The sequence below is a fragment of the Streptomyces sp. NPDC127038 genome (assembly GCF_042725875.1).
Lineage (GTDB): Bacteria > Actinomycetota > Actinomycetes > Streptomycetales > Streptomycetaceae > Streptomyces.
The window spans coordinates 18024-38444 of the sequence record NZ_JBHXDQ010000045.1; the positions used below are offsets into that span (position 1 = coordinate 18024).

15 protein-coding genes are annotated in these 20421 nt (G+C 70.2%); 8 read left to right on the forward strand and 7 right to left on the reverse strand.

The window, feature by feature from the left end; translation table 11 throughout:
* Positions 1-51: 51 nt before the first annotated feature.
* A complete protein-coding gene (locus tag ACFWI4_RS26955; protein ID WP_387201013.1) occupies positions 52-3951 on the forward strand; it encodes a DNA-directed RNA polymerase subunit beta' in 3900 nt (1299 codons plus the stop codon).
* A gap of 86 nt (positions 3952-4037) precedes the next feature.
* Here the strand turns inward: ACFWI4_RS26955 and ACFWI4_RS26960 are convergent, their stop codons facing one another.
* The 5 genes from ACFWI4_RS26960 to ACFWI4_RS26980 all read right to left on the reverse strand — a co-directional run bounded on the left by ACFWI4_RS26960 (position 4038) and on the right by ACFWI4_RS26980 (position 11045).
* A complete protein-coding gene (locus tag ACFWI4_RS26960) occupies positions 4038-5462 on the reverse strand; it encodes a M48 family metalloprotease (protein ID WP_387201016.1) in 1425 nt (474 codons plus the stop codon).
* Positions 5463-5551: 89 nt separating this feature from the next.
* Entirely contained in the window at positions 5552-7042 is a 1491-nt protein-coding gene (locus ACFWI4_RS26965; protein ID WP_387201019.1) for a PE-PGRS family protein, read from the reverse strand.
* 3 nt (positions 7043-7045) lie between these two features.
* Positions 7046-9211: a hypothetical protein gene (locus tag ACFWI4_RS26970; RefSeq protein ID WP_387201022.1), complete on the reverse strand. Its 2166-nt coding sequence runs from the start codon at positions 9209-9211 to the stop codon at positions 7046-7048.
* Complete coding sequence (locus ACFWI4_RS26975) at positions 9208-10119, reverse strand: hypothetical protein (protein WP_387201025.1); 912 nt, start codon at positions 10117-10119, stop codon at positions 9208-9210. Before ACFWI4_RS26975 ends, ACFWI4_RS26970 begins: the two co-directional genes overlap by 4 nt.
* A gap of 200 nt (positions 10120-10319) precedes the next feature.
* Positions 10320-11045: a Crp/Fnr family transcriptional regulator gene (locus ACFWI4_RS26980; RefSeq protein ID WP_387201028.1), complete on the reverse strand. Its 726-nt coding sequence runs from the start codon at positions 11043-11045 to the stop codon at positions 10320-10322.
* Positions 11046-11476: 431 nt separating this feature from the next.
* Between ACFWI4_RS26980 and rpsL the strand changes: the two genes are divergently transcribed.
* The 5 genes from rpsL to gdhA all read left to right on the forward strand — a co-directional run bounded on the left by rpsL (position 11477) and on the right by gdhA (position 17543).
* A complete protein-coding gene (gene rpsL, locus ACFWI4_RS26985; RefSeq protein ID WP_003948652.1) occupies positions 11477-11848 on the forward strand; it encodes a 30S ribosomal protein S12 in 372 nt (123 codons plus the stop codon).
* A gap of 2 nt (positions 11849-11850) precedes the next feature.
* Positions 11851-12321, forward strand: a complete 471-nt coding sequence (gene rpsG, locus ACFWI4_RS26990) for a 30S ribosomal protein S7 (protein WP_003992340.1) — start codon at positions 11851-11853, stop codon at positions 12319-12321.
* Between the two features lie 39 nt (positions 12322-12360).
* Positions 12361-14487, forward strand: coding sequence for an elongation factor G (fusA, locus tag ACFWI4_RS26995; protein WP_385404803.1), 2127 nt, complete (start codon positions 12361-12363; stop codon positions 14485-14487).
* Positions 14488-14630: 143 nt separating this feature from the next.
* Entirely contained in the window at positions 14631-15824 is a 1194-nt protein-coding gene (gene tuf, locus ACFWI4_RS27000; protein ID WP_385404805.1) for an elongation factor Tu, read from the forward strand.
* A gap of 363 nt (positions 15825-16187) precedes the next feature.
* Positions 16188-17543 carry an NADP-specific glutamate dehydrogenase gene (gene gdhA, locus ACFWI4_RS27005; protein WP_387201032.1) on the forward strand — a complete coding sequence of 452 codons (1356 nt, stop codon included), beginning with the start codon at positions 16188-16190 and terminating at the stop codon, positions 17541-17543.
* Between the two features lie 26 nt (positions 17544-17569).
* On the opposite strand, the gene ACFWI4_RS27010 is transcribed toward gdhA, so the two are convergent.
* A complete protein-coding gene (locus tag ACFWI4_RS27010) occupies positions 17570-18055 on the reverse strand; it encodes an ATP-binding protein (protein WP_387201035.1) in 486 nt (161 codons plus the stop codon).
* 139 nt (positions 18056-18194) lie between these two features.
* Here ACFWI4_RS27010 and ACFWI4_RS27015 point away from each other — a divergent pair, with 139 nt between their 5' ends.
* Together ACFWI4_RS27015 and ACFWI4_RS27020 are read left to right on the forward strand one after the other, a co-directional pair.
* Entirely contained in the window at positions 18195-19043 is an 849-nt protein-coding gene (locus ACFWI4_RS27015; RefSeq protein ID WP_387201037.1) for a helix-turn-helix domain-containing protein, read from the forward strand.
* A 5-nt stretch (positions 19044-19048) separates the two neighbouring features.
* On the forward strand, positions 19049-19303 hold the full coding sequence (locus ACFWI4_RS27020; RefSeq protein ID WP_387201040.1) for a DUF397 domain-containing protein: 255 nt from the start codon (positions 19049-19051) through the stop codon (positions 19301-19303).
* 15 nt (positions 19304-19318) lie between these two features.
* Here ACFWI4_RS27020 and ACFWI4_RS27025 read toward each other — a convergent pair whose 3' ends face one another.
* Entirely contained in the window at positions 19319-20335 is a 1017-nt protein-coding gene (locus ACFWI4_RS27025) for a hypothetical protein (RefSeq protein ID WP_387201043.1), read from the reverse strand.
* Positions 20336-20421: the final 86 nt, after the last annotated feature.

The following is a 20421-nucleotide window of genomic DNA, read 5'->3' on the forward strand; positions in this document are numbered from 1 at the left end:
CCCCCGTTTCAGACCCCTAAGACTTACAACCCTGAGAGGGATTGACGCATAGTGCTCGACGTCAACTTCTTCGATGAGCTCCGGATCGGTCTGGCCACCGCTGACGACATCCGTCAGTGGAGCCACGGCGAGGTCAAGAAGCCCGAGACCATCAACTACCGCACCCTCAAGCCCGAAAAGGACGGACTCTTCTGCGAGAAGATCTTCGGTCCGACCCGGGACTGGGAGTGCTACTGCGGCAAGTACAAGCGCGTCCGCTTCAAGGGCATCATCTGTGAGCGCTGTGGCGTCGAGGTCACGCGCGCCAAGGTGCGCCGTGAGCGGATGGGCCACATCGAGCTCGCCGCTCCCGTCACCCACATCTGGTACTTCAAGGGCGTTCCGTCGCGTCTTGGCTACCTCCTCGACCTCGCCCCGAAGGACCTCGAGAAGGTCATTTACTTCGCCGCGTACATGATCACGTACGTCGACGAGGAGCGCCGCACCCGCGACCTGCCCTCGCTGGAGGCCCACGTCTCCGTCGAGCGCCAGCAGGTCGAGAACCGCCGCGACGCCGACCTGGAGGCCCGCGCCAAGAAGCTCGAGACCGACCTGGCCGAGCTGGAGGCCGAGGGCGCCAAGGCCGACGTGCGCCGCAAGGTGCGCGAGGGCGCCGAGCGTGAGATGAAGCAGCTGCGCGACCGCGCGCAGCGCGAGATCGACCGTCTCGACGAGGTGTGGACCCGCTTCAAGAACCTCAAGGTCCAGGACCTGGAGGGCGACGAGCTCCTCTACCGCGAGCTGCGTGACCGCTTCGGCACGTACTTCGACGGTTCGATGGGTGCCGCGGCGCTGCAGAAGCGCCTGGAGTCCTTCGACCTCGACGAGGAGGCCGAGCGCCTCCGCGAGATCATCCGCACCGGCAAGGGCCAGAAGAAGACCCGTGCGCTCAAGCGCCTCAAGGTCGTCTCCGCGTTCCTCCAGACCAGCAACAGCCCCAAGGGCATGGTCCTGGACTGCGTGCCGGTCATCCCGCCGGACCTTCGCCCGATGGTGCAGCTGGACGGTGGCCGCTTCGCGACCTCCGACCTGAACGACCTGTACCGCCGTGTGATCAACCGCAACAACCGCCTGAAGCGCCTTCTCGACCTCGGTGCCCCCGAGATCATCGTGAACAACGAGAAGCGCATGCTCCAGGAGGCCGTCGACGCGCTCTTCGACAACGGCCGTCGTGGCCGCCCCGTCACGGGCCCCGGCAACCGTCCGCTGAAGTCGCTGTCCGACATGCTCAAGGGCAAGCAGGGCCGCTTCCGTCAGAACCTCCTCGGCAAGCGTGTGGACTACTCCGCGCGTTCCGTGATCGTCGTCGGTCCGCAGCTCAAGCTGCACCAGTGCGGTCTGCCGAAGGCCATGGCGCTGGAGCTCTTCAAGCCGTTCGTGATGAAGCGCCTGGTCGACCTGAACCACGCGCAGAACATCAAGAGCGCCAAGCGGATGGTCGAGCGCGGCCGCACGGTCGTGTACGACGTCCTCGAAGAGGTCATCGCCGAGCACCCGGTTCTGCTGAACCGTGCGCCCACGCTGCACCGCCTCGGCATCCAGGCCTTCGAGCCCCAGCTGGTCGAGGGCAAGGCCATCCAGATCCACCCGCTCGTCTGCACCGCGTTCAACGCGGACTTCGACGGTGACCAGATGGCCGTGCACCTGCCGCTCTCCGCGGAGGCGCAGGCCGAGGCCCGCATCCTGATGCTGTCCTCGAACAACATCCTCAAGCCGGCCGACGGCCGCCCGGTCACGATGCCGACCCAGGACATGGTCCTCGGTCTGTTCTTCCTGACCACCGACGGCGACCTGCGCAACGTCAAGGGCGAGGAGCGCTCCTTCGCGTCCGTCGCCGAGGCGATCATGGCGTTCGACGCCGGCGAGCTCTCCCTCCAGTCCCGCGTGGACATCCGCTTCCCGGTGGGCACCATCCCGCCGCGCGGCTGGACCCCGCCGGCGCAGGAGGAGGGCGACCCGGAGTGGCAGCAGGGTGACACCTTCCGCCTGCGGACGACCCTGGGCCGCGCGCTCTTCAACGAGCTGCTGCCCGAGGACTACCCGTTCGTCGACTACGAGGTGGGCAAGAAGCAGCTCTCCGAGATCGTCAACGACCTCGCCGAGCGCTACCCCAAGGTCATCGTCGCGGCGACGCTCGACAACCTGAAGTCCGCGGGCTTCTACTGGGCGACCCGTTCCGGCGTCACCGTGGCCATCTCCGACATCGTCGTTCCGGATGCGAAGCGCGCGATCGTCAAGGGCTACGAGGACCTGGACGAGAAGGTCCAGAAGCAGTACGAGCGTGGTCTGATCACCAAGGAAGAGCGCACGCAGGAGCTCATCGCGATCTGGACCAAGGCGACCAACGAGGTCGCCGAGGCGATGAACGCGAACTTCCCGAAGACCAACCCGGTCTCGATGATGGTGAACTCGGGCGCCCGAGGCAACATGATGCAGATGCGTCAGATCGCCGGTATGCGTGGTCTGGTGTCGAACGCCAAGAACGAGACGATCCCGCGTCCCATCAAGGCGTCCTTCCGTGAAGGTCTGTCCGTGCTGGAGTACTTCATCTCCACCCACGGTGCCCGTAAGGGTCTGGCCGACACCGCCCTGCGTACCGCCGACTCGGGTTACCTCACCCGTCGTCTGGTGGACGTCTCGCAGGACGTCATCATCCGCGAGGAGGACTGCGGCACCGACCGCGGTCTGCGTCTGGCCATCGCCGAGCGCGGCGAGGACGGCGTGCTGCGCAAGACGGAGAACGTCGAGACCAGCGTGTACGCACGTGCGCTGGCCGAGGACATCACCGTCGACGGCAAGGTGCTGGCCCCGGCCAACACCGACCTCGGCGACGTCCTCATCGACGAGCTCGTCAAGCACGGCATCGAGGAGGTCAAGACCCGTTCGGTCCTGACCTGTGAGTCCGCCGTCGGCACCTGCGCCATGTGCTACGGCCGCTCGCTGGCCACCGGCAAGCTGGTCGACATCGGTGAGGCGGTCGGCATCATCGCCGCCCAGTCCATCGGTGAGCCCGGTACCCAGCTGACGATGCGTACCTTCCACACCGGTGGTGTGGCCGGTGACGACATCACCCAGGGTCTGCCCCGTGTCGTCGAGCTCTTCGAGGCCCGTACGCCGAAGGGTGTCGCCCCGATCTCCGAGGCCTCCGGCCGCGTGCGGATCGAGGAGACCGAGAAGACCAAGAAGCTCGTCGTCACCCCGGACGACGGCAGCGACGAGACGGCGTTCCCGATCTCGAAGCGCGCCCGTCTGCTGGTGTCGGAGGGCGAGCACGTCGAGGTGGGCCAGAAGCTCACCGTGGGTGCCACCAACCCGCACGACGTGCTGCGCATCCTGGGTCAGCGTGCCGTCCAGGTCCACCTGGTCGGCGAGGTCCAGAAGGTCTACAACTCGCAGGGTGTGTCGATCCACGACAAGCACATCGAGATCATCATCCGGCAGATGCTGCGCCGTGTGACGATCATCGAGTCGGGCGACGCGGAGCTGCTGCCCGGCGAGCTGGTCGAGCGCTCGAAGTTCGAGACCGAGAACCGTCGTGTGGTCACCGAGGGCGGTCACCCCGCCTCCGGCCGTCCGCAGCTGATGGGTATCACCAAGGCCTCGCTGGCGACGGAGTCCTGGCTGTCGGCCGCCTCCTTCCAGGAGACGACCCGAGTTCTGACGGACGCGGCGATCAACGCCAAGTCCGACAGCCTCATCGGCCTCAAGGAGAACGTCATCATCGGTAAGCTCATCCCGGCCGGTACGGGTCTGTCCCGCTACCGCAACATCCGGGTGGAGCCGACCGAGGAGGCCAAGGCCGCGATGTACTCGGCCGTCGGCTACGACGACATCGACTACTCGCCGTTCGGCACCGGCTCCGGCCAGGCCGTCCCGCTGGAGGACTACGACTACGGTCCGTACAACCAGTAAGCGGTAGTACGAAGGGCGGTCGTCCCCACCAGGGGGTGACCGCCCTTCGGCGTTCCCGGCGTCCGTTCCCGGTGTGCGCTCCGGTCTCAGCGCGGGAGCCGGAGGTACGGCTCCAGGGCGCGCAGCCGGGTGTAGTTGTCGGGGTGGGTGGACAGCAGGCGGGCCAGGCCGGTGGGCTCCTGGAGCTTCTTGCCCTGTCCGGCGGCGACCGCCTTGGCCGCGTCCTCCTCGGCCTGGAAGTGGTGCAGGACCTCGGCCATCTCGGGGGCGAAACCGAGGGCCGCGGCCTGCTGGTCGGCGCGCAGTTCGCCGAGGCGGCCGGCCCAGGCGAGGAGGTAGGGCGCGACGACGAGGGGGATCGTGATGTACCAGGCGACGAGGAACCCGGCGACCACGAACATCCCCATGAACAGGATCAGCAGCCCCGTCGCGGCCGCGGAGAAGACCCCGGCGACGGCGAGCGCGATCCTGGCCATGCCGCGGGTGAAGGCCCAGGCGAGCCGGCCGGGCAGCGAGTACCAGTAGCCGAGGAGCCCGGCCCAGGCGTGTCCGCCCGTGTGGTGGCCGAGCTCATGGGCGAGTACGGCGGCGAGGTTGCTGCTGGGGATCTTGTTGAGGGAGTAGGTGGTGACGCCGACGACATGGCCGGCGACGGCGACCGCGTTCAGGTCCTCGCTGTTCTCGACCATCAGCTCGTAGGTGTCGGCCTCGATCCCGGCGCGGGCGGTGACCTCGCGCCAGATCGGCTCCAGCCGGGCGCGTTCCTCGGCGAGCGGGGTCCTCAGCTTGAGCACGTGCCGTGCGAAGCGCAGCTCGGTGGGCCGGTGGAAGACGAGCGCGCCGGAGGCCGTCCAGGCCACGACGACCAGCCAGCCCAGGACGGTGCCGCAGATGCCCAGCGCGAGGGCCGACACCACGGCGAGGCTCACCAGGGCGCCGGGGATCTGGGTGGCCAGCTGTCCGACGGCGGTGGCGTCGGCGCCGCGCTGATGACTCGACAGATGGACGCGGGAGCCCTGGTGGCGGTAGTCGAGATCGTCGGGAGCGACGGCCGGCCGCGGGACGAACGGCTTCGCCTCGGCCTGCTGGGCCCCCGCGACCCGCGGATCACCCGCCTGGAACGGCGCTCCGGCGTTCGTGGCCCCCGGGTACTGCGGTCCGGGGCCCGCCGTTCCCGGGTACTGGGGTCCAGGGTTCGCCGTTCCCGGGTACTGCGGCGCGGGACCGCCGGGCCAGGGACCCCCGGGGTACTGCGGCGCCGGTCCTCCCGGTCCAGGGCCTCCGGGGTACTGCGGGGCAGGACCCGCCGAGCCCGGGTACTGGGGCGCGGGGCCGCCCGCTCCCGGATACGGAGGGGCGGCGCTCGCGGCTCCGGCCCCCGGGTACTGCGGCGGGGGAGCGGCGGCCGCCGGATACTCGGGCGGCGGGGTGGCCGCCCCGGGATACGGGCTCCCCGGGTACGGACCGCCCGGGTACGCGGGTTCGTGGGCCGGGCCTGGAGGCTGGGACATGACGGCTCCTTCGGTGGGGCTGACGGCGGTGCGGGGACGTCAGCCGGTGAGCGGTGGGACAGGGACTGCCGGCGCCCCGGCGGGCGTGCTCACGCGGGCTCGCCCTCCGGCGGCGCGGCGGGAAGCACGGCCCGGGGGTCGTCGGGGAGTCCGGGCATCGGGGGGACGGCCGGTGCCGGACCCGCTGCGGGGTAGGGCGTCGCGGCGGGCGGTCCGTACGGGGCCGCGGGGCCCGGTCCGTACGGGGCCGAGTGGCCGTCGGGCCGCCCCGGCACCACGGGTGACCCGGCGTCCGGGCCCCCGGCGTACGGGAGCGGGCCGTCCGGGTGGGCAGGCTGCCCGGCGTACGGGAGCGGGCCGCCCGCGGCACCCGTGACGTCGTACGGGTGCCGCCCAGGGGAGGGCGCCTGACCGCCCGCGTACGGGGCCTGTCCGCCGTACGGGGGCTGCCCCTCGTAAGGGGGCCGGGTGCCGTCGTACGGGGGACGGTCGTACGGTGTGGCCGCGTACGGCGGCCGGGGTGACGGGCCGGGGTGCGGTGACTGCCCCGGATACGGCGGCTGGGGCGGTGTCTGCGGCGGTCCGGGCGGCGCACCGGCGGGCAGTGCCCCCTGCCCGTCCCGCGGCGCCGGAGGCGTCTGCTGCTGGATCAGCTCGTCGACGGCCCGCAGGGTCGAACGCGCCGACTCAGCCTTCTGGAAGTCCTCCAGGGTGTCCCCGGCCAGGACCTGGAGCTGGCCCCGGATGAGGGACAGCTGGTCCTTCTGGAGGGACCCGACGACCATCCTGGTGTCCTCGGGGTGCTGGGACAGATGCAGCGCCCAGGCGGCGACCCCTCCGTGCTGGAGGTGGTACTGGTAGAAGCCGATCTTCTCGGCGATCAGACGGTGGTCCTGCTGCTGGCGCAGCATCTCCAGCTCGTGCTGCTGACGGGCCAGCCGGAGCCGGAACTCGTGCTCGGGGTCGAGCATGTCCGACTCGTAGCGCAGGCTCCGTTGCCGCCGCCGGTGCGCGATCGCCTCGTCGTCCAGCCGCAGCCGCACGGCACAGGTCACGGCGAGCCCGATGCCCGCGGCGAACCCGCCGGTCTCCACGGCCCGCTGGACCGCGCGCTCGGCGGCCGGGCTGTCCTCGATGGAGAAGGCGCGGCTCACCGGCCGCGCGAGCTGGTGCAGTTCTCGGGTGAGCCGGGTCGGCACGTCCCGTTCGCCGCTCGCCACGTAGGCGACCGGGTCCGCGACCCGCCAGGTCAGGTCGGCCGTGGCGCCGAAGGAGAAGGCGTCGTCGTCGCTCGGCATCTCCAGCGCGAGCTGGACCGGGTGGCTGCCCATGTCCACCTCGTAGACCGAGGTGTAGCGGCGGGTGGCCGCGTCCGAGCGGCTCGGCCGGTGCGGCGGGGTGTAGACGTCGTACTCGCCCTTCGCGGTGACGAAGACCAGCGCGTGGTCGATCGCGTTGACCACGCGGCGGACGGTGTAGTCGAAGCGTGCGATCGGCCGCACGGTGAGCACCGGGTCGATGAGCACGGTGTGCCGGTCGGCGTCCTGCTGCCACTCCGGCTGACGGCGGAACTCCGCCATGGTTCAACTCCTCGATGGATCTGGGGTGGAGGGGGTCAGAAGGCCGAGCAAACGGCCGGCCACGGGTGGGCGCGCGCCGTCCGGGGTGCGCAGGCCGGCCAGTTCGTGGCTCAGCCGTTTGCGGTCGTCCGCCGTCACGACCAGCGCGGGCAGCAGCAGCTCCAGGGCCTGGGCCACGTCCGCGCGGTGCTCGGCCAGCCGGACCCAGGTGTGCAGGGCGGCCAGGGCGGCGCGGGTCTGCCCTCGGTCGCCGAGCGAGGTCCGCCAGAGGGTGGCCAGGTCACGGGCGGAGTCCGCCTCGTACATGCCGGTGTCGGCGTACCACTCGACGAGGGCGCCCTCCTCGGCGTTGTCGCAGGCGCGGGTGAACGCGGCCAGCGCGAGGGTGCGGACCGAGGGCGTGTCGTGGTGGAGCAGACGCACCAGTTCGGAGAGCATCTCGCCGCGCCGGGAGCCCACCGACAGGAGCAGGGCCGTGGAGGCGACCAGGTTGTCCGACTCGGTCTTGCCGCCGCCGCCCGTGCGGGCGCGGGCGGCGAGCGCGCTCAGCGCCGGGGCCGCGAGGTCGGGGCGCAGCGGGGTGAGCAGGCCGAAGGCGCGGATCGCGGTCCAGCGGCGGGCCCAGTGGGTGTCCGTGCACCACCGGGTGAGCAGGCGCAGGACGACGGGGGTGTCGAGGAACTGGGCGAGCGTGAGCGTGTTGGCGGCCGTGAGCCGGGAGCCGTGGTTCTTGGACACGGCCCAGCCGTCGATCAGCAGCTCCATCGCCGAGGGCAGGTCGGCGTGGGCCAGCAGCGCGGCGGCCGCGGCGGCCCGGGTCCGGACGACCGGGCGTCGGTCGCGGGCCAGCTCCTTGAGCCAGGAGACCAGCGCGGGCCGCGCCGACGGATGGCCCGTCCAGACCTCGCCGAGCAGGACGCGGGGGGTGTTCTCCTTCTTGAAGCGGGCCGTGAACTGCGGCACCGCGCCCCACTTGGTGGTCTCGACGCGTACCTCGCCCTCGGCCCAGGCCCGCTCCAGCCGGGTCTCCGCGGCGAGCCCGAACACCGGGATCTCCGGCGGCTGTTCGGGGTGCTGGAGCCGCTGGAAGTGCACGTAGAGCCGGTCGGCGAGTTCGGCGGCGAGCACGTAGGGGGCCGCGTCGAAGACGGCGAGCGCGATGAGGAACGCCTTGTCGCGCAGGGTGGACTCGGGGTCGCCGAGCCATTCCCGGCACTGCTGCTCGACCGCCGCGTGCCCGAAGTCGGCCAGGCGGGCCGCCGCCTGTTCGCCGCCGTCGTAGCGGGCGACCTCGGCGGCGAACCGGGCGACCTCGGCGGGGCGGTGGGCGCCGCGCGCGAGGAAGTCGCGGACGGGGCCGAGGGCGAGCAGCCCGGCGACGTCCCCGGGCCCGGCCCGCAAGCCGGCGAGATGGGCGCGCAGCACCTCGGACGCCTCCGGGGGTTCCCAGGCGGAGGGGGTGACCCCCAGCAGGAACGGGGAGTTCTCCAGGGTCACCACCAGGTACCCGCCGGTCTTCGCGAGCCGGTCGCGGGCCGCGTAGAGATGGGTGTCGCGCAGCGGGCGGTTGCGGCTCAGGGGAAGATCCCGCAGGACGTGGCCGCCGGGCGCGGTGAGCTGGGCCCCCAGGTTCGCCGGTCCGGTCTCGGCGGACAGCGCGTGCACGGCGGGCACGCCCAGCCGGTGCAGGAGCATGAGCGCGGCGGCGTGGCGGCCGGTGGAGTGGGCGCCGGCCAGGACGAGGACGCGTTCGTCGCGGAGCCGGGCCAGGGCGGCGGCGAAGGCGGGGCCCTCGGCGAAGACCGCGTCGAGCGCGTCGAGCCGCCGCCGCGGGATCTCGCCGGAGACGTACGCCGCCGAGGCGGCCGTCCCGTGGTGGTGGATCTCCGTCTTGCCGCCGAGGAAGACGTCACGGGCCGAGCCGCCCGCCGACACCCCGTGCTGGGAGCCTGCGACCACGCTGCCACCGAAGGACGCGGCCTCGCCGAAGATGAATCCCGGGGTGTGCGCGACGAGTTCGCGCTGCGCGGCGCCGGCCTCCTGGGTCTCCTCCTCGGGCTCGCCCGCTTCCCCGTCGGTCCCGGAGTCCGGTGGCGTTTCTCCCGGCCAGGGCGCGTCCGGCGGTGGTACGTCGTCGAGGCCGCCCCGGGCGGGCGCGGGTGCCGTCACGCGGGCTCACCCCCGCTCCGGCCCAGGTGGACGTCCCCGGTGACCTGTCCGCCGGACACCCCGTGCTGGTCGCCCGCGACGAGGCTGCCGCCGAAGCTGGGGGAGCCGCCCCCGAAGTCGAAGACGACGCCCGCGGCGGGCCGGGCGGCCTGCCCCCGACCCTCGGCCGGCTCCGGCTCCGGCCCCTGCCCCTGCCCCGCGCCCGGCTCCGACGCCGGTGGCTCCGGCCGGGGTCCGGCGGGTTCCGTCCGGTGAGGGGCGGCCCCCGGCGCCGGGCTCTCCCCCGAGCAGTCCGGCGCCGGGGCTCCCCCCGTTTCACTGCGGTCCTGCGCCCCGTGCGGAACCGGGCCGTACAGCCAGGCCCGCAGGGGTCCGTTCTTGCTGTCCACCGTCACCTGGTGGAAGGCGTGCGCCGGGATGCCCTGGTGGTCGTGGCGCACGATCCCCGCGTGCACGCTCTCGGAGACGCACAGGGCGAAGTCGTCCGGCCGCTCCAGGAGGGCCGCGCGCAGCAACCGGGCGTCGAGCAGCCGGCAGGCGTGGTTGAGGTCGGAGCCGACCCAGCCGTCGTGCTCGTCGACGGCCACGTACCCGGTGGCGACGACACCGCGCAGCCGGATCTGGGCCGAGCTGGACGCCGTCCGGTTGACCGCGCGGAGCAGTTCGGGGACCTCGGTGAGCAGCGTGCGCAGCAGCGCCGTGACGGAGGCGTTGGCGTCGATCAGCTCCATCACCGAGTCGCCGCGGTCCGCCCGCAGGCGCAGCCGCTCGTCGATGCCGGCGCTCTCCAGGGCCCGGTCCGTGATGTCGTACAGCATCCGGCGCAGATAGGCCTGCTCCACGTCGTCCCGGTCGCTGTACTTCTCGATGTCCAGCAGGAGGATCGTCCGGCTCACGGGGTCGGTCATGGTCGCCTTTCGGTGGGGGCCTCGCCTGGCATGCAGGGTGGCGTCACCGGTGGGCCGGGTGTGAGGGCGGATGTCCCACTCGAAGTGTGACCGTGTGCACAGAAGCGGTCCCGCGTCACGGGCGCCCCAGCCGTCCGGGGCCGCCGGGCGGGGCAGCGGCCGGGGCGCCGCCGGGCCGGGCTGTCGTGAGTGCCGTCCGTTCATCCCCGGGCGATCCGCCTCAGGACGTCCATGCGCAGGATCACCATCGTCCGGCGGCCCGTCAGCACCGCGTCCCGCTCCCGGAGTTCCTTCAGGAGCCGCTGGACCATCTCCCGGGACGCGCCCACCGAGCCGGCGAGCTCCTGCTTGCTCAGCGGGACGGAGAGCTCGACGCCCTCCTCGGTGCGGCGGCCGTTCGTACGGGCCAGGTCGAGCAGCAGCGCGGCGAACCGCTCGCGCACGCTCATGGAGGCGAACTCCAGCCGGCGGCGGTCGGCGGCGCGGGTGCGGTCCGAGGTGAGGCCGAGCAGGGCGAAGGAGACCGAGGGGGAGCGGGCGAGGAAGTCCCTGAACTGCTCCCGTACGAGCGCCACCGTGCGGACCGGCTCCAGGGCCGTCACCGTCGCGGAACGCGGCCGGCCGGTGAGCGCGGCGGACTCCCCGACGATGTCGCCGGGACCGCGCAGCGCGAGCAGCGCCTCGTAGCCGTTGGCCGCGGCGGCCGTCACCTTGGTCCAGCCGTGCGTCACGATCAGCACGTGCGAGGAGGGCTCGCTCTGGTGCAGGAGCACCATCCGTGGGGAGAAACACAGCTCGCGGCCCAGCGCCAGCAGCGCGGAGCGGTCCTCGCTCTCCAGCCGGGCCAGGAACGGCACCCGGTCGTCCAGGCTCTCGTCCTCGCCCGGGGATCCAGCCGCGGACCCGGCCGCGGATCCAGCCGCCATGAGTCCATCCCCCGTCCCCCGATCGGCCCCGTGGCCCACGCACGGTGACGGGCGGGCGGCAACGGGTCAGCGTCATCACCCAGTGTGTGCGGTGCGGAGCCGATCGTGGACTTTCATCGCGGAACCGAGGACAAGCTGCGCCAAGTGTGAAGTGCCCCGAGAATGGATCGGGAGAAGTCCGGCGTGTCGGGCACCACGGCATTTGTTTTGACCGAAGTCCGTGAGGTAGGTACGCTCATACCTTGTGCCTGGGGTGTGCCCTGGCTCTCGTGCGTGCCTTCAGACCGCAAGGGGAGCCGTAAGCGGCCACCGCAATCTGCGCCCTTTTCGCCTCGCGGCGAGGGGTCGTCAGTATTCGACACACCCGACCGCGTGGGTCGGTGGCGTTTCAGGTTAGCTTCACCATTCGGCACACAGAAACCGGAGAAGTAGTGCCTACGATCCAGCAGCTGGTCCGGAAGGGCCGGCAGGACAAGGTCGAGAAGAACAAGACGCCCGCACTCGAGGGTTCGCCCCAGCGTCGTGGCGTCTGCACGCGTGTGTTCACGACCACCCCGAAGAAGCCGAACTCGGCCCTGCGTAAGGTCGCGCGTGTGCGTCTGACCAGCGGGATCGAGGTCACGGCTTACATTCCGGGTGAGGGACACAACCTGCAGGAGCACTCCATCGTGCTCGTGCGCGGCGGCCGTGTGAAGGACCTGCCGGGTGTTCGCTACAAGATCATCCGCGGCTCGCTCGACACCCAGGGTGTCAAGAACCGCAAGCAGGCCCGCAGCCGCTACGGCGCCAAGAAGGAGAAGTAGAAATGCCTCGTAAGGGCCCCGCCCCGAAGCGCCCGGTCATCATCGACCCGGTCTACGGTTCCCCTCTGGTGACCTCCCTCATCAACAAGGTGCTGCTGAACGGCAAGCGCTCCACCGCCGAGCGCATCGTCTACGGCGCCATGGAGGGTCTGCGTGAGAAGACGGGCAACGACCCGATCATCACGCTGAAGCGCGCGCTGGAGAACATCAAGCCGACCCTCGAGGTCAAGTCCCGCCGTGTCGGTGGTGCGACGTACCAGGTTCCGATCGAGGTCAAGCCCGGTCGTGCCAACACGCTCGCGCTGCGCTGGCTCGTCGGTTACTCCCGCGCCCGTCGCGAGAAGACCATGACCGAGCGTCTGCTCAACGAGCTTCTCGACGCCTCCAACGGCCTCGGTGCCGCTGTGAAGAAGCGCGAGGACACCCACAAGATGGCCGAGTCCAACAAGGCCTTCGCGCACTACCGCTGGTAGTCGCTACCCACATCGAGACCGAGAGAAGACTGAAGCCTTATGGCTACCACTTCACTTGACCTGGCCAGGGTCCGCAACATCGGGATCATGGCCCACATCGACGCGGGCAAGACGACCACCACCGAGCGGATCCTCTTCTACACCGGCGTCAGCTACAAGATCGGTGAGGTCCACGACGGCGCCGCCACCATGGACTGGATGGAGCAGGAGCAGGAGCGTGGCATCACGATCACCTCTGCTGCCACCACCTGTCACTGGCCGCTCGAGGACAACGACTACACGATCAACATCATCGACACCCCGGGGCACGTCGACTTCACGGTCGAGGTGGAGCGTTCGCTCCGCGTCCTCGACGGTGCCGTCACGGTGTTCGACGGTGTCGCGGGTGTCGAGCCGCAGTCCGAGACGGTGTGGCGTCAGGCCGACCGTTACGGCGTGCCGCGCATCTGCTTCGTGAACAAGCTGGACCGTACCGGCGCCGAGTTCCACCGCTGCGTTGACATGATCGAGAACCGCCTCGGCGCGGTCCCGATCGTCATGCAGCTCCCGATCGGTGCCGAGATGGACTTCAAGGGCGTTGTGGACCTGGTCCGCATGAAGGCGCTCGTGTGGTCCGCCGAGGCGGCCAAGGGCGAGATGTACGACGTCGTCGACATCCCGGCCACGCACGTCGAGGCTGCCGAGGAGTACCGCGGCAAGCTCGTCGAGACCGTCGCGGAGCACGACGACGAGATCATGGAGCTGTTCCTGGAGGGCCAGGAGCCCACCGAGGAGCAGCTGTACGCCGCGATCCGTCGCGTCACCATCGCGTCCGGCAAGTCCACGGATGTCACGGTCACCCCGGTGTTCTGTGGCACCGCGTTCAAGAACAAGGGCGTTCAGCCCCTGCTCGACGCGGTCGTGCGCTACCTCCCGACCCCGCTTGACGTCGAGGCCATCGAGGGCCACGACGTGAAGGACCCCGAGGTCGTGGTCAAGCGCAAGCCGTCCGACGACGAGCCGCTCTCCGCCCTCGCGTTCAAGATCATGAGCGACCCGCACCTGGGCAAGCTCACCTTCGTCCGGGTTTACTCGGGCCGTCTCGAGGCGGGCAGCGCTGTGCTGAACTCCGTCAAGGGCAAGAAGGAGCGCATCGGCAAGATCTACCGCATGCACGCGAACAAGCGTGAGGAGATCGAGTCGGTGGGCGCCGGCGACATCGTCGCCGTCATGGGCCTGAAGCAGACCACCACCGGTGAGACGCTGGCCGACGACAAGAACCCGGTGATCCTGGAGTCCATGGACTTCCCGGCGCCGGTCATTCAGGTCGCCATCGAGCCCAAGTCCAAGGGTGACCAGGAGAAGCTGGGTGTAGCCATCCAGCGTCTCGCGGAGGAGGACCCCTCCTTCCAGGTTCACTCGGACGAGGAGACCGGCCAGACCATCATCGGCGGTATGGGCGAGCTGCACCTCGAGGTGCTGGTCGACCGTATGCGCCGTGAGTTCAAGGTCGAGGCCAACGTCGGCAAGCCGCAGGTCGCGTACCGCGAGACGATCCGTCAGGCCGTCGAGCGTCTCGACTACACGCACAAGAAGCAGACCGGTGGTACCGGTCAGTTCGCCAAGGTGCAGATCGCGATCGAGCCGATCGAGGGCGGCGACGCCTCGTACGAGTTCGTGAACAAGGTCACCGGTGGCCGCATCCCGAAGGAGTACATCCCTTCGGTCGACGCGGGTGCGCAGGAAGCCATGCAGTTCGGCATCCTCGCCGGCTACGAGATGACGGGCGTCCGCGTCATTCTTCTCGACGGTGGCTACCACGAGGTCGACTCCTCCGAGCTCGCCTTCAAGATCGCCGGTTCGCAGGCCTTCAAGGAGGCCGCGCGCAAGGCCAAGCCCGTGCTCCTCGAGCCGATGATGGCCGTCGAGGTCACCACGCCCGAGGACTACATGGGTGAGGTCATCGGCGACATCAACTCCCGCCGTGGCCAGATTCAGGCCATGGAGGAGCGCATGGGCGCCCGGATCGTCAAGGGTCTGGTCCCGCTCTCGGAGATGTTCGGCTACGTCGGAGACCTCCGCAGCAAGACGTCGGGTCGCGCAAGCTACTCGATGCAGTTCGACTCCTACGCCGAGGTTCCGCGGAACGTCGCCGAGGAGATCATCGCGAAGGCCAAGGGCGAGTAACACACCTCGTTTGCACGCTTTAGGCTTGACACCGACCGCCGGGGCTCAACCGGTAAGGGAGAACCCCGGCGGGCGGCACCCCAGCAAAGATCACCTGGCGCCGATGAGTAAGGCGTACAGAACCACTCCGTAGGAGGACCCCAGTGGCGAAGGCGAAGTTCGAGCGGACTAAGCCGCACGTCAACATCGGCACCATCGGTCACATCGACCACGGTAAGACGACCCTCACGGCCGCCATTACCAAGGTGCTGCACGACGCGTACCCGGACCTGAACCAGGCTTCGGCGTTCGACCAGATCGACAAGGCTCCCGAGGAGCGCCAGCGCGGTATCACGATCTCGATCGCGCACGTCGAGTACCAGACCGAGGGCCGCCACTACGCGCACGTCGACTGCCCCGGTCACGCGGACTACATCAAGAACATGATCACCGGTGCCGCGCAGATGGACGGCGCCATCCTCGTGGTCGCCGCCACCGACGGCCCGATGCCGCAGACCAAGGAGCACGTGCTCCTGGCCCGCCAGGTCGGCGTTCCGTACATCGTCGTCGCCCTGAACAAGGCCGACATGGTGGACGACGAGGAGATCCTGGAGCTCGTCGAGCTCGAGGTCCGTGAGCTCCTCTCCGAGTACGAGTTCCCGGGCGACGACCTGCCGGTCGTCAAGGTCTCGGCGCTCAAGGCGCTCGAGGGCGACAAGGAGTGGGGCCAGACCGTTCTGGACCTCATGGCCGCCGTCGACGAGGCGATCCCGACCCCGCCGCGTGACACCGACAAGCCGTTCCTCATGCCCGTCGAGGACGTCTTCACGATCACCGGTCGCGGTACGGTCGTCACCGGCCGTATCGAGCGTGGTGTCCTGAAGGTCAACGAGACCGTTGACATCATCGGCATCAAGCAGGAGAAGACCACCACCACGGTCACCGGCATCGAGATGTTCCGCAAGCTGCTCGACGAGGGCCAGGCCGGTGAGAACGTCGGTCTGCTCCTCCGTGGCATCAAGCGCGAGGACGTCGAGCGCGGCCAGGTCATCATCAAGCCGGGCTCGGTCACCCCGCACACCGAGTTCGAGGCGCAGGCGTACATCCTGTCCAAGGACGAGGGTGGCCGTCACACGCCGTTCTTCAACAACTACCGTCCGCAGTTCTACTTCCGCACGACGGACGTGACCGGCGTCGTTACCCTCCCCGAGGGCACCGAGATGGTCATGCCGGGTGACAACACCGAGATGAAGGTGGAGCTCATCCAGCCCGTCGCCATGGAAGAGGGCCTCAAGTTCGCCATCCGTGAGGGTGGCCGGACCGTGGGCGCCGGCCAGGTCACCAAGATCACCAAGTAATTGCTGATCGCTTGACCTGGTAGCTCCTTCCAGAGCTCCAGAAGGGGCCCGTACGACTTCGGTCGTACGGGCCCCTTCCGCATGCCCGGCCCGACCGGGCCGCCCGCCTCGCCTCACGGTCGCGTTCGTATACGAAACCCGAACGCCTTTGCGTATCTCGGGGTGATTACCACAGGTGAAGCGAATCTTGGTGCGCGTCGAAAGAATGACGTAACGCGTCCGTAATTCAGGAGGAAGACTGTAGGGACGGCCTTCCGCCTCCGGGCGGGGGCCGACTGCTCTGCGCACCGACGCCGCCGGAGCCGACCGGTCGAACCGAGCCGGGTCGGCCGTTCCGGCGGCCCCGTCTGAAGGGACCCCCAGGTGACCCGCCCCGACACGAAGAGCCGTATCGCCTCCTTGCTCGCCGACATCGAGCTGCGCAATCCGGCGCAGCCCGAGTTCCTCCAGGCCGCGCGGGAGGTGCTGGAAACGCTGGCTCCGGTCCTCACCCAGCGTCCGGAGCTCGCGGACGCGGCCCTCGTCGAGCGACTGGTGGAGCCCGAACGGCAGATCGTCTTCCGTGTCCCGTGGCAGGACGACCACGGCAGGGTGCACGTCGAGCGCGGTTACCGCGTGGAGTTCAACAGCGCGCTCGGCCCGTACAAGGGCGGTCTGCGCTTCCACCCCTCGGTGAACCTCGGCATCGTCAAGTTCCTCGGCTTCGAGCAGATCTTCAAGAACGCGCTGACCGGTCTCGGCATCGGCGGCGGCAAGGGCGGCAGCGACTTCGACCCGCGCGGCAGGTCGGACGCCGAGGTCATGCGGTTCTGCCAGTCGTTCATGACGGAGCTGTACCGGCACATCGGCGAGCACACGGACGTGCCGGCGGGCGACATCGGCGTGGGCGGCCGGGAGATCGGCTACCTCTTCGGCCAGTACCGGCGCATCACCAACCGCTGGGAGGCCGGTGTCCTGACCGGCAAGGGCACGCACTGGGGCGGCTCGCTGATCCGGCCGGAGGCGACCGGATACGGCAACGTCCTGTTCGCCGCCGCCATGCTGCGCGAGCGCGGCGAGGACCTGGAGGGCCAGACCGCGGTCGTCTCCGGCTCCGGCAACGTGGCGACGTACACCATCGAGAAGCTCGCCGCCCTCGGCGCCAACGCGGTGACCTGCTCCGACTCCACGGGCTACGTCGTCGACGACAAGGGCATCGACGTCGAGCTGCTCAAGCAGGTCAAGGAGGTCGAGCGCGGCCGGGTCTCGGACTACGCGGCCCGGCGGGGCGCGTCGGCGCGCTTCGTCGCGAACGGCAGCGTCTGGGACGTGCCGGGCGATGTCGCGCTGCCCTCGGCGACCCAGAACGAACTGGACGCGGCCGCGGCGGCCACGCTCGTCGCCAACGGCGTCAAGGCCGTCTCCGAGGGCGCCAACATGCCCACCACCCCCGAGGCGGTCCACCTCTTCCAGCAGGCGGGCGTGGCCTTCGGCCCCGGCAAGGCGGCCAACGCCGGCGGTGTCGCGGTCAGCGCGCTGGAGATGAGCCAGAACCATGCCCGCACCTCGTGGCCGCGCGAGCGCGTCGAGGACGAGCTGGCCCGGATCATGAACGGCATCCACGACCTCTGCCACGAGACGGCCGAGCGCTACGGCGTCCCGGGCGACTACGTCAGCGGCGCGAACATCGCGGGCTTCGAGCGGGTCGCGGGGGCGATGCTGGAGCAGGGCGTGATCTGACCGGGCGGCCGCAGGCCGGTCGAACGTCAGAGGGGTCCGTACGGTGCCGTCCGTACGGGCCCCTTCTCCGCGTCCGGGGCGGAACGGGGCACGAGCCGCAGTTCGGCCCAGACGGTCTTGCGCGGGGCCGGGCCCGGTGTCACGCCCCAGCGGGTCGCGAACGCGTCGACGAGGAGCAGGCCGCGGCCGGAGTCCCCGCATGCCCCGCCCGCGCCGAGCCGGGGGAGCCGGTCACCCCTGGTGTCGGCCACCTCGATGCGGAGGGTCTCGCCGACGACGTAGAGGGTGAGCCGGAAGTCGCGTCCCGGCACCCGGCCGTGCGTCGCCGCGTTGGCCGCCAGCTCGGCGACGATCTGGTCGCCCGGGCTCAACGGCATGCCCCAGGAACGGAGTTGTTCCGTCGCGAGCAGCCTCCCCAGACGGGCACCGCGTGACGTGGGGGACAGCAGCACGCTGAAGTTGCGGACGGGCTCGACGTGTTGGGCCTCGGGCCCGGCGGTTTCCTGATTCACGTCACTCAGCGTGTCCGAATCCGCCTACGGTGAGCTGCGATGACGCCGGTGCGTACAGGCTTTGTCCGGTCGCTGTCCCGGTCTGTCCCGGCTGTCCCGGGTGTCGTACGGGAACGGTGCGCGTTGGAGGTGGGTGGGTGTGAGCAGCGAGTGTGCGGACGAGCCGGGGTGGGACGTCAGCCCCGAGGACGAGATCGCCCCGGTCGTCGAGGCGGCCGGCCGCCAGGTCAGGCTCTGGAGGGAGACGGCCGGGATGCGGGTGGTCGAGCTCGGACGGGCCATCGGCTACGGGGAGGACCTGGTCCGCAAGGTCGAGCGCGGGGCGCGGATCCCCCGGGCCGACTTCCTGGACCGCGCGGACGACGTCCTGAACGCCGGAGGGCATCTCCGGGCCTTCAAGGACGACATGGAGAAGGCCCGGTACCCGAAGAAGGTCCGCGAACTGAAGATGCTGGAGGAGCGGGCGGTCGAGTTGCTGCTGTACAGCAACCACAACATCCATGGGCTGTTGCAGACGCCCGAGTACGCACGCGCGTTGCTCGGTACCTGGCGGCCGGCCTACTCACCGGACGAGCTGGAGCGGATGGTGGCCGCGCGGGTGGCCAGGAGGTCCGTCTTCGAGAGGTCACCGGCTCCCGAACTCAGCTTCGTCCAGGAAGAGGTGACCCTGCGCCGCCCGGTCGGAGGCACAATGGTGCTGCGCCGACAGCTCGAACACATGCTGGAGGTGGCCCGGTTGCCGTTCGTGGAGCTTCAGGTGATGCCGACGGCTCACGCGAATCATCCGGGGACGGGTGGGCGGATCCAGGTCCTGAAGTTCGGAGACGGTACGGCAGTCGGCCGCACGGACGGCGAGTTCGCTGGGCGACCGGTCGCCGACCCGCGGCACATCCGGGTTCTGGAACTGCGGTACGGCATCATCCGGGCCCAGGCCCTTACGCCGGGGGAGTCCACGGCCTTCATCGAGCAAGCGCTGGGAGAAACGTGATCCACATGACCTCCGCCGAGATCGCCTCGGGCCTTGTTTGGTTCAAGAGCAGCTACAGCGACAGCAGCAACGGAAACGACTGCGTCGAGGTCGCTCTGGACTGGACGAAGAGCAGCTACAGCAGCAGCAGTGAGGCCGGCGACTGCGTCGAGATCGCCCCCACCCCCGCCCTGATCCACGTCCGTGACTCCAAGGACCCCGGCGGTGCCCGTATGGCCGTGGCCCCCGGAGCCTGGACGGCGTTCGTGGCGTCCCTCTAGAGCGGCCCCGCCGGGCTACTGCATGTTCTGGATGTGCGGGTGGTCGTACGAGGCCACGCACACGTAGATCTGCAGGTTGTAGCTGCGGCCGATGTCGAGCCGGGTGGAGCAGGCCGGGCCGAGGAAGTGCAGGCCGTCGTAGTCGGCGTCCTCCAGGGGGCGCCAGCTCGTGTTGCCGTCCCATTCCGAGCCGTCGACGGTGAGCAGCGGGCGCACGTCCGAGCCGCACTCGGGGCAGGACATCGGGAACGGGTCGCTGAAGCTCCAGGGCCCGTGGCCGCCGAGCTTGCAGCCGGGGGCGACGCTGAGGTCGTACTGGTAGTCGACGACCTCGATGCCGTCCTCGCCGTCCGGGTTCTGGGCGTCCTCCCACGCCTCGATCCGGTCCGCCAGTTCCTCGGGCAGCTCGTGCGGGGCCGGGTACTCGGTAACCGTCTCGGGGTGGAGCAGGCAGGGCTCGGGCAGATAGTTGTCGTTGCCGATCACCGAGGGCTCGGGGGCCGCCGGGAGCGGGTCGGTGACGTCGGCGGAGGCCCGCCAGTACAGCTCGACGGCGGGGAGGTGGTCCTCGTCGTGGTCGAACGGGCACCACAGGACCTGGAGCAGGTCGGTGCCGGCGGGGCGGGGCAGCGTGGGGGTGTCGGCGGCGCACAGTTGCACCACGGGGATGAGCGGGACCGGGCCCTCCTGCGGTATCCGCCTCTCGTCGACGGCACGGTCGACGATCTCGCGCTCCTCGGCGGTGAGCAGGTCGGCGCCCTCCGCGCGCGGCCGGGTCCAGGCGTCGGCGAGGATGCGGCGCCGCAGCCGTACGTCATCGGGTGCGAGGCCACGATGCGTGGGCGCGTCGTGGTCAGGGCAGGTGGGCCAGGATTCGGCGGCGGGCCACAGCAGGGGGCCGCCGACCGAACTGTCCGCGGCCGTCGGCGCACCGGGACGAGGATGCAGGCGCACGGCGGTACGAGCCAGCGGCGCGAGTTCGGGGAACACGGCGGCGACGTCGAGGGGCCGCGGGGGAGTGGTGCGCGTCATGGGGAGAGGCTACGGACCGGACGGCGGATCGGGGGAGGGCGAGATCCCCGCCGCGCGATGCCGGTCGTGTCGAACCGGCGTTCCCT

What these genes read in the sequence shown, in the direction of transcription:
- ACFWI4_RS26980 (WP_387201028.1), bottom strand. Translation starts at nt 11,045, where the DNA reads ATGGCGGCTGGATCCGCGGCCGGGTCCGCGGCTGGATCCCCGGGCGAG.
- rpsG (WP_003992340.1), top strand. Translation starts at nt 11,851, where the DNA reads ATGCCTCGTAAGGGCCCCGCCCCGAAGCGCCCGGTCATCATCGACCCG.
- ACFWI4_RS26960 (WP_387201016.1), bottom strand. Translation starts at nt 5,462, where the DNA reads ATGTCCCAGCCTCCAGGCCCGGCCCACGAACCCGCGTACCCGGGCGGT.
- ACFWI4_RS26965 (WP_387201019.1), bottom strand. Translation starts at nt 7,042, where the DNA reads ATGGCGGAGTTCCGCCGTCAGCCGGAGTGGCAGCAGGACGCCGACCGG.
- ACFWI4_RS27025 (WP_387201043.1), bottom strand. Translation starts at nt 20,335, where the DNA reads ATGACGCGCACCACTCCCCCGCGGCCCCTCGACGTCGCCGCCGTGTTC.
- ACFWI4_RS26975 (WP_387201025.1), bottom strand. Translation starts at nt 10,119, where the DNA reads ATGACCGACCCCGTGAGCCGGACGATCCTCCTGCTGGACATCGAGAAG.
- fusA (WP_385404803.1), top strand. Translation starts at nt 12,361, where the DNA reads ATGGCTACCACTTCACTTGACCTGGCCAGGGTCCGCAACATCGGGATC.
- ACFWI4_RS27020 (WP_387201040.1), top strand. Translation starts at nt 19,049, where the DNA reads ATGACCTCCGCCGAGATCGCCTCGGGCCTTGTTTGGTTCAAGAGCAGC.